The organism is Saccharothrix sp. CCNWYY140, assembly GCF_037401995.1.
In the GTDB taxonomy this organism is placed as follows: domain Bacteria; phylum Actinomycetota; class Actinomycetes; order Mycobacteriales; family Pseudonocardiaceae; genus Actinosynnema.
The window spans coordinates 79,335-86,800 of the sequence record NZ_JBBEGC010000021.1 but is presented as its reverse complement, the minus strand read 5'-3'; the positions used below and the strand labels follow the sequence as shown (position 1 = coordinate 86,800).

At 70.0% G+C, this 7,466-nt stretch carries 8 protein-coding genes; 4 read left to right on the top strand and 4 right to left on the bottom strand.

Annotated features, from left to right (window positions below; genetic code table 11):
* Positions 1-285: 285 nt before the first annotated feature.
* Together WBN91_RS13485 and WBN91_RS13480 are read right to left on the bottom strand one after the other, a co-directional pair.
* Positions 286-567 (bottom strand): DUF167 domain-containing protein, encoded by a 282-nt coding sequence (locus WBN91_RS13485; protein WP_337727775.1) that lies wholly within the window; start codon positions 565-567, stop codon positions 286-288.
* Entirely contained in the window at positions 560-1,111 is a 552-nt protein-coding gene (locus WBN91_RS13480) for a TetR/AcrR family transcriptional regulator (RefSeq protein ID WP_337727776.1), read from the bottom strand. Before WBN91_RS13480 ends, WBN91_RS13485 begins: the two co-directional genes overlap by 8 nt.
* A gap of 55 nt (positions 1,112-1,166) precedes the next feature.
* On the opposite strand from WBN91_RS13480, the gene WBN91_RS13475 reads away from it, so the two are divergent.
* From WBN91_RS13475 to WBN91_RS13465, 3 genes are all read left to right on the top strand, one after another.
* Positions 1,167-1,607, top strand: a complete 441-nt coding sequence (locus WBN91_RS13475) for an SRPBCC family protein (RefSeq protein WP_337727777.1) — start codon at positions 1,167-1,169, stop codon at positions 1,605-1,607.
* A gap of 101 nt (positions 1,608-1,708) precedes the next feature.
* Complete coding sequence (locus WBN91_RS13470; RefSeq protein WP_337727778.1) at positions 1,709-2,257, top strand: RNA polymerase sigma factor; 549 nt, start codon at positions 1,709-1,711, stop codon at positions 2,255-2,257.
* Positions 2,258-2,385: 128 nt separating this feature from the next.
* Positions 2,386-2,979, top strand: coding sequence for an RNA polymerase sigma factor (locus WBN91_RS13465; RefSeq protein ID WP_337727796.1), 594 nt, complete (start codon positions 2,386-2,388; stop codon positions 2,977-2,979).
* Between the two features lie 128 nt (positions 2,980-3,107).
* Here WBN91_RS13465 and WBN91_RS13460 read toward each other — a convergent pair whose 3' ends face one another.
* Positions 3,108-3,692, bottom strand: a complete 585-nt coding sequence (locus WBN91_RS13460; protein ID WP_337727779.1) for a helix-turn-helix domain-containing protein — start codon at positions 3,690-3,692, stop codon at positions 3,108-3,110.
* A 21-nt stretch (positions 3,693-3,713) separates the two neighbouring features.
* On the opposite strand from WBN91_RS13460, the gene WBN91_RS13455 reads away from it, so the two are divergent.
* A complete protein-coding gene (locus WBN91_RS13455; protein ID WP_337727780.1) occupies positions 3,714-4,202 on the top strand; it encodes a GNAT family N-acetyltransferase in 489 nt (162 codons plus the stop codon).
* A gap of 41 nt (positions 4,203-4,243) precedes the next feature.
* On the opposite strand, the gene ileS is transcribed toward WBN91_RS13455, so the two are convergent.
* Positions 4,244-7,354 (bottom strand): isoleucine--tRNA ligase, encoded by a 3,111-nt coding sequence (gene ileS / locus WBN91_RS13450; protein WP_337727781.1) that lies wholly within the window; start codon positions 7,352-7,354, stop codon positions 4,244-4,246.
* Between the last annotated feature and the right edge of the window lie 112 nt (positions 7,355-7,466).

The following is a 7,466-nucleotide window of genomic DNA, read 5'->3' as shown; positions in this document are numbered from 1 at the left end:
TTGTGAGGAACGAGCAAAAATTTTAGCGGCACCCGGCCAAAAGTGTGGTTGGCTCCGCCAGGCCATACGGGGATGACACAAGCAAGAAGCCCCCGCAGTTGCAGTTGGGTCATCCTTGGTGGCCTGCCCGCCGGCGAGGCTCTTTTAATCTTTGAACTCAACGCCCCACTCCCAAGCCCACGCTTCGCGGGTCCAAACAGGACACGCTCCGCACTCGCAAGCTCGAACGCGCTCCGCGCTTGAACAACCGCACCCCGCGCGGGAAAGCCCCAGCAGGAGGGGCACCTAGTTACCTAGAAGTCGTTCGAGGATTTCCCGGGCATCAGCCGGCGCAGGATCCAGCTCGACAACCTTGTCCCGCCCCCGCTCCCCCCGCACCAACCGAACATCCTGCCGCCGAACCCCAAACGCACCAGCCAACGCCCGCCGAACGGCGTCATTAGCCTTCCCCTCCACCGCCGGCGCAGAAACAGCCACCACCAAAGCCCCCTCCCCCCACCGACCCCCCACCACATCCCGCTTGCCCCCAGGCTTGACCCGAACCGAAAACCGAAACGGCTCACCCACGCCCCACCACCGCCGCGATCGTGTCCTCCAACAACGCCCGCCGCCCCAACACCACATGCGGAGTAGCGATCAACAACTGCGCCTGCCCCAAGTACACCGAGTAAGCAAGAACAGCCCGGTGATGCGCAGCCCCAGCAGCGAACCCCAACCCGACGAACAAGTCCTCCAGATAAGCGATCCGCCGCTCGGTAACCCGATTCAGCACAGGCGCCACAGCCGGATCGTCCTTCGCCGCGAGCATGGCCAGCTCGATCGCACTGGACGCCGGATCCTCCAGCACATACGCGAAGAGTGTCCGCAGCTTCTCCATCGGGGTGGCCCTGGCCTCGACCAACTCGATCACGGCTTCGGTGTGCTCACGCTCCCAGCGTTCCAACGTGGCCTTGAGCAGTGCCTCACGGTTCGGGAAGTGCCAGTACGCGCTGCCCTTCGTAGCTCCGATCCGGGCAGCGAGCGGCTCCACGGCGACTGCGGCCACCCCGCCCTCCGCAAGGGCCTCCAAAGCCACGGCGGTCCAGTCGTCCTTGGTGCGGCGCTTCGTCACAGCGCCATACGCTACCGTACGGTCACATTCCATACGGTGCCGTACGGAGGCTCCCATGATCATGAACGTGCACGTCCGAACGCTGCCACCTCGTGAGGACTGGGTGGAACGGGCGGTGGCGGCCTGGCCCTCAGAGCATTGGCCGCCGCTGGTCTTGGACCGTCCACTCGAGGTCGGGGCGGACGGCGGACACGGGTTCGTCCGTTACCGCTGCACTGCCTACGAGGCCGGGCAAAGAGCCGAGTTCACCTTCACGCGGTTCATCACCGGAACCCACGCCTTCGAAGTCGTCCCGAACGGGGTCCGGCACGTGCTCACCGGACGCCCGATCGGGTGGATGCGCGTGGGTTGGCCCCTAGCCGTCCGCTGGCTGCACGACGCTCTGATCGAGGACCTGCTGGACAACCTGAGCACCGAAGCGGGCGTCGACCACCGACCAGCCCGCTGGTCCTGGTGGGTCCGCGCGATGCGGGCGGTAGCGCGCCGAGTCACCTGAAAGCCACACCGTCGAAGCCACACCGTCCGAGAACCCGGGCGTCCACAACCGGCGTCGGCGTCCGTCTTCCCAATACCGGGCGCTGACCAGAGGGAGGGTTCGTGACACCGGGGAACTCCGATGACCACGCGGCTTCCTTCACCGACTTCTACCACCGCGAGCGAACCAGGTTGTTCCGGTTCGCCGCGGTGATGTCCCCGCACCTGGACCACGAGTCCGCGGTGCAGGAGGCGTTCGTCGGCGCCTGGCGACACTGGCCGACGATCAATCCCGCCGCCCGACGCGCGTGGCTGGTCAAGACGATCCGCAACCTTCTCGTCGACCAGTCCCGGCGCCTGGAAAGACCCAGCGAGGTGACCGACGAGGTGATCGCGAGGTCCCACCTGCTCGTCCAACGGCACCGCGAAGCCGAGACCTGGCACGAGCTCAACTCCACCCTGGCCGCCATCGCCCGCCTGCCCGACCGGCTGCGGACCGCGCTCGTGCTGCGCTTCTGGGACTTCGGCGACGACGAGATCGCCGACGTGCTGGGATGCGGTCGGGACTCGGTCCGCCGGTACGTCTCCGAGGCTCGTGCTCGGATCAGCGCGGTCGTGGGCAACGCCGAGCGCCGGGCCAGGGCGCCGCGACGAGGGAAGGAGACGCCATGACCGACGACACCCCCGACCTCGACCCGAAACTCGCCGACCTCGACCCGAAACTCGCCGACCTGCGCGCGGAGCTGTCCGAGGCGATCCCCGACGACCCGGCCGAGGACGACCTGGGCGTCGCGGCGATCATGGCCCAGGCCACCCCGCCCACCTCCACCCCGCCCACCTCCACCCCGGAACGCCACGCCGGCCTCCTGCTGGCCGCCCGGGACGGTGACCGGTCGGCCCTGGACGCCCTGGTCACCGAGCTGACCCCGCTGGTCTGGCACGTGGCCCGGGGCAACGGCCTGGACCAGCCCACCGCCGAGGACGTGGTGCAGACCGTCTGGCTCGGCCTCCTGCGCCACCTCGACCGCATCGCCGAGCCCCGCGCGCTGGCGGGGTGGCTGATCGTCACCACCAGGCGCGAGTCCCAACGGGCCTGGCGGGAGCTCAACGGCCGCCCCGCCCTGTCGTCGGACTCGGCCCTGGAGGTGGCCGACACCCGCTGGCTGCCCGAGACGGAAGCCCTGCGCGACGACCGGGACCGCCGCCTGTGGCGGGCCTTCTCCGAGCTGCCCAGGCGCTGCCAGGAGATCCTGCGGCTGACCGTGCTGGCGGGCCGGGCCGAGTACCGGGCGGTGGCCGAGGCCCTGTCCATGCCCCGGGGCAGCATCGGCCCGACCAGGGGCCGGTGCCTGACCACCCTGCGCACCCTGCTGGACCGCGAGGGAGGTGTCTGACCGTGGACGACGAGATGGGGTGGCTGGAGGAACTGGTGGACCGCATCGACCCACCGCCGCCCCACCTGGTGGAGTCGATCCACCTCCTGATCGCGGTGAGCCGGGCCCTCGCCTGAGCCCGGACCGGGTCAGGGCAGGACGACCACGAGCACGTAGCGGGCCGGGCCGGGGCCCAGGCTGCGCCAGCGCGAGTTGCTCCAGAGCCGGAAGCGCAGGCAGTCGCCGGCGCGGGCCTCGTGCACCGCGCCGTCGACGGTGACCTCCACCGCGCCCTCCTGGATCCAGGCGTGGTGCTCCAGGCCCGGCACGGGCGACCCCTCGTAGGCGATGTCCGCGCCGGGGCGCAGGGTGACCTCGAGGACCTCGCCGCGCAGCCCGGCCGACGGCGGTGACACGGACCGGCGGGTGATCCCGGTTTCGTCGTCGCGCCACACGGGCTGCCGGTCGGCGGGCACCACTGGCGACGGCGCGGGTTCCACCTCGGCCAGCAGTCGGGACATGGTCAGCTGGTAGGTCGCGCACAACTTGCTCAGCAACGCCGTGGTGGGGCTGATCTCCGCGCGTTCCAGCCGGGACAGCGTCGACCGGCTGACCCCCGAACGCCGCGCCAGGTCCTCCAGCGACCACCCGTGCTCGGTGCGCAGCTCGGCCAGCCGCGCGGCCAGGCGCAAGTCCAGCGGGTTGTCGTGATCGACACCTTCTGCGTGTCCCATATCAGAGATACTATCCCGAATATGGGACACCAGGACACGCTGACGATCGAACCCGACGACCTCTCCCGCCCCGTCGTCCGGGACCTGATCACCGAGCACCTCGCGGACATGTACGCGGCTTCGCCCGCCGAGAGCGTGCACGCCCTGGACCACACCCAGCTGCTCACGGACGGGGTGTCGTTCTTCACGACGTGGAGCGGGGAGACCCTGCTGGGCTGCGCCGCGCTGCGCGAGCTCTCCCCCGAGGAGGGGGAGATCAAGGCGATGCGCACCAGACCCGAGGCCCGCGGTCGCGGCGTCGCCGCGCACGTGCTCACGTTCCTCATCGAGGAGTCCCGCCGGCGCGGCTACCGCCGGATCCACCTGGAGACGGGCACCCAGGACTTCTTCGCGCCGGCCCGCCGCCTCTACGCCCGCCACGGCTTCGTGCCGTCCGGACCGTTCGGGCACTACCGCCCGGACCCGCTGAGCTTCTTCATGACCCTCGACCTGACGCCGGGACTCCCGTAGGAACCCCGGCGTCCAGCCGAGAACGTCAGGCGCGAGCCACGTCAGGCGCGAGCCACGGCCACCCGGACCTTGACCCCGTCGCCCACCGTGCCCTCGGACCCGTCGACGACCTCGCCGTAGGCCACCGAGGTGCTCAGCGTCTCCGAGGCCACGAACTCCTCGAACCGCCGCACCGCCGCCGCGACCTCGCCCTCCGGCAGCTGCAAGGTCAGCGCGATCCGGTCGGACACGTCCAACCCGGCGTCCTTCCGGGCCTGCTGCACCACCCGGACCAGGTCGCGCGCCACGCCCTCGGCCGCCAGCTCCTCGGTCACCGCGGTGTCCAGCACGACCAACCCGCTGTTGCCCGGCAGGGCCGCCGTGGCGCCCTGGTCGGTCGCGACCAGCCGCTGCTCGTACTCCTCCGGGAACAGCTCGATCCCGGCCGCCACGACCCGACCGTCCACTTCGGACCAGTCACCGGCCTTGACCGCCTTGATGACCTTCTGCACGTCCGGCCCCAACCGAGGACCGGCGACCCGCGCGTTGACCGCCAGCTGGAAGTGGCCGTGCGCGTCGACGTCGGCCGTCAGCTCGACGTCCTTGACGTTCACCTCGTCCCGCAGCACCTCGACGAACGGCTCGAGCTGGGCCACGTCGGCCGCCGCGATGACCAGCCGCGCCAACGGCAACCGCACGCGCAGCTTGTTGGCCTTGCGCAAGGACAACGCGGTCGACGCGACCTGGCGGACCTGGTCCATCGCCGCCACCAACGCGTCGTCCGCCGGCAGGTCGGACACCGCCGGGAAGTCGGTCAGGTGCACCGACCGCCCACCGGTCAGCCCGCGCCACACCACCTCGGTGGTGAAGGGCAGCAGCGGCGCGGCCACGCGGGACACGACCTCCAGCACGGTGTGCAGGGTGTCCACGGCGTCCTGATCGCCGGCCCAGAACCGGTCGCGCGACCGGCGCACGTACCAGTTGGTCAGGACCTCCAGGAACTCCCGGATGGACGCGCACGCGCCGGAGATGTCGTAGGTCTCCAGCTGCTCGGTCACCACCGCGACCAGGTCGTGCGTCTTCGCCAGCACGTACCGGTCGAGCACGTGCTGCGAGTCCGTCCGCCAGGTGCCCTCGACGCCCTCGGCGTTGGCGTACAGCGCGAGGAAGTACCACGAGTTCCACAGCGGCAGCACGGCCTGCCGGACCGCGTCCCGGATGCCCCGCTCGGTGACGATCAGGTCGCCGCCGCGCAGGATCGGGGAGGCCATGAGGAACCACCGCATGGCGTCCGAACCGTCCCGGTCGAACACCTCGTTGACGTCCGGGTAGTTCTTGCGCGACTTGGACATCTTCTGGCCGTCGTCGCCCAGGACGATCCCGTGCGCCACGCAGTTGCTGAACGCGGGCCGGTCGAACAGCGCCGTCGCCAGCACGTGCATGGTGTAGAACCAGCCGCGCGTCTGGCCGTTGTACTCGACGATGAAGTCGCCGGGGTAGTGGTTGTCGAACCACTCGGCGTTCTCGAACGGGTAGTGGACCTGGGCGAAGGACATCGAACCGGACTCGAACCAGCAGTCCAGCACCTCGGGCACCCGGCGCATGGTGGACTTCCCGGTCGGGTCGTCCGGGTTGGGCCGGGTCAGCTCGTCGATGCCGGGCCGGTGCAGGTCGGTCGGGCGCACGCCGAAGTCGCGCTCCAGCTCGTCCAGCGAGCCGTAGACGTCCACGCGCGGGTACTCGGGGTCGTCGGACACCCACACCGGGATCGGCGAGCCCCAGAACCGGTTGCGCGAGATGTTCCAGTCGCGCGCGTTCTCCAGCCACTTGCCGAACTGGCCGTCGCGGATGTGCTCGGGCACCCAGTTGATCTGCTTGTTCAGCTCGACCATCCGGTCCTTGAACTGGGACACGGCGACGAACCACGACGAGACCGCGCGCTGGATGAGCGCGTTGTCGCACCGCCAGCAGTGCGGGTACGGGTGGTCGTAGGTCTCGTGGCGCAGCAGCAGGCCCGCGTCCTTCAGGTCGCGGATGATCGCCTTGTTCGCCTCGAAGACCTGCTGCCCCTGGTAGGGCGGGACCTCGGCGGTGAACCGGCCGTGCGCGTCGACCGGGACGACGACCTCGATGCCGGCCGCGTCCGTGACGAGCTTGTCCTCTTCACCGAACGCGGGTGCGATGTGGACGATGCCCGTGCCGTCCTCGGTGGTGACGTAGTCCGCCGCCAGCACCTGGTGGGCGTTCTCGCGGCCCACGAAGAAGTCGAACGGCGGCGCGTACTTCTTGCCCACCAGGTCCGAGCCCTTGTAGCGGGCGAGCACCGTCGGCTCCTCGCCCAGCTCACGGGCGTACGCCGGCACGCGGGCCTCGGCCAGCAGGTACTTCTCGCCCTGCGCCTCGACGGTCACGTAGTCGACGTCGGGGTGCACGGCGGCGGCCAGGTTGGACGGCAGGGTCCACGGGGTCGTCGTCCACACCAGGGCCAGCTCGCCGGTCTCCAGGCGCAGGCCCACCGTCACCGCCGGGTCCTGCCGGTCCCGGTAGGTGTCGTCCATCTTGGTCTCGGTGTTGGACAGCGGCGTCTCGCAGCGCCAGCAGTACCACAGCACGCGGAAGCCCTCGTAGACCAAGCCCTTGTCCCACAAGGTCTTGAAGGCCCACATGACCGATTCCATGTAGTCCAGGTCGAGGGTCTTGTAGTCGTTGTCGAAGTCGACCCAGCGGGCCTGGCGGGTCACGTAGTCGCGCCACTGGTCGGTGTAGCGCAGCACGGAGGTGCGGCAGGCCTCGTTGAACTTCTCGATGCCGAAGGCCTCGATCTCGGACTTGGACGAGAACCCGAGCTGCTTCTCCGCCTCGACCTCGGCGGGCAGGCCGTGGGTGTCCCAGCCGAACCGGCGCTCGACGTGCTTGCCGCGCATGGTCTGGAAGCGCGGGACGACGTCCTTGACGTAGCCGGTCAGCAGGTGGCCGTAGTGCGGCAGGCCGTTGGCGAAGGGCGGGCCGTCGTAGAAGACGAACTCGTTGGCGCCCTTGTCCCCCGCCGGCCGCGCGTCGATCGAGGCCTGGAAGGTCGCGTCGGACTTCCAGAAGTCGAGGACGTCCCGCTCGAGCGCGGGGAAGGACGGCTGGGAGGGCACCGGACCCTCGCCTGCCTTGGGGTAGGCCATCGTGCTGCTCCTCGCGTGCTGTTCTCGCCCGGCACGCGGGGACGACGCGCCCGCCTGGCGGGCACACCGCGGTACCACCCCGCTTGCCGACGCGACGCGCGCGACGGCCTCT

What these genes read in the sequence shown, in the direction of transcription:
- ileS (WP_337727781.1), bottom strand. Translation starts at nt 7,354, where the DNA reads ATGGCCTACCCCAAGGCAGGCGAGGGTCCGGTGCCCTCCCAGCCGTCC.
- WBN91_RS13455 (WP_337727780.1), top strand. Translation starts at nt 3,714, where the DNA reads ATGGGACACCAGGACACGCTGACGATCGAACCCGACGACCTCTCCCGC.
- WBN91_RS13460 (WP_337727779.1), bottom strand. Translation starts at nt 3,692, where the DNA reads ATGGGACACGCAGAAGGTGTCGATCACGACAACCCGCTGGACTTGCGC.
- WBN91_RS13475 (WP_337727777.1), top strand. Translation starts at nt 1,167, where the DNA reads ATGATCATGAACGTGCACGTCCGAACGCTGCCACCTCGTGAGGACTGG.
- WBN91_RS13465 (WP_337727796.1), top strand. Translation starts at nt 2,386, where the DNA reads ATGGCCCAGGCCACCCCGCCCACCTCCACCCCGCCCACCTCCACCCCG.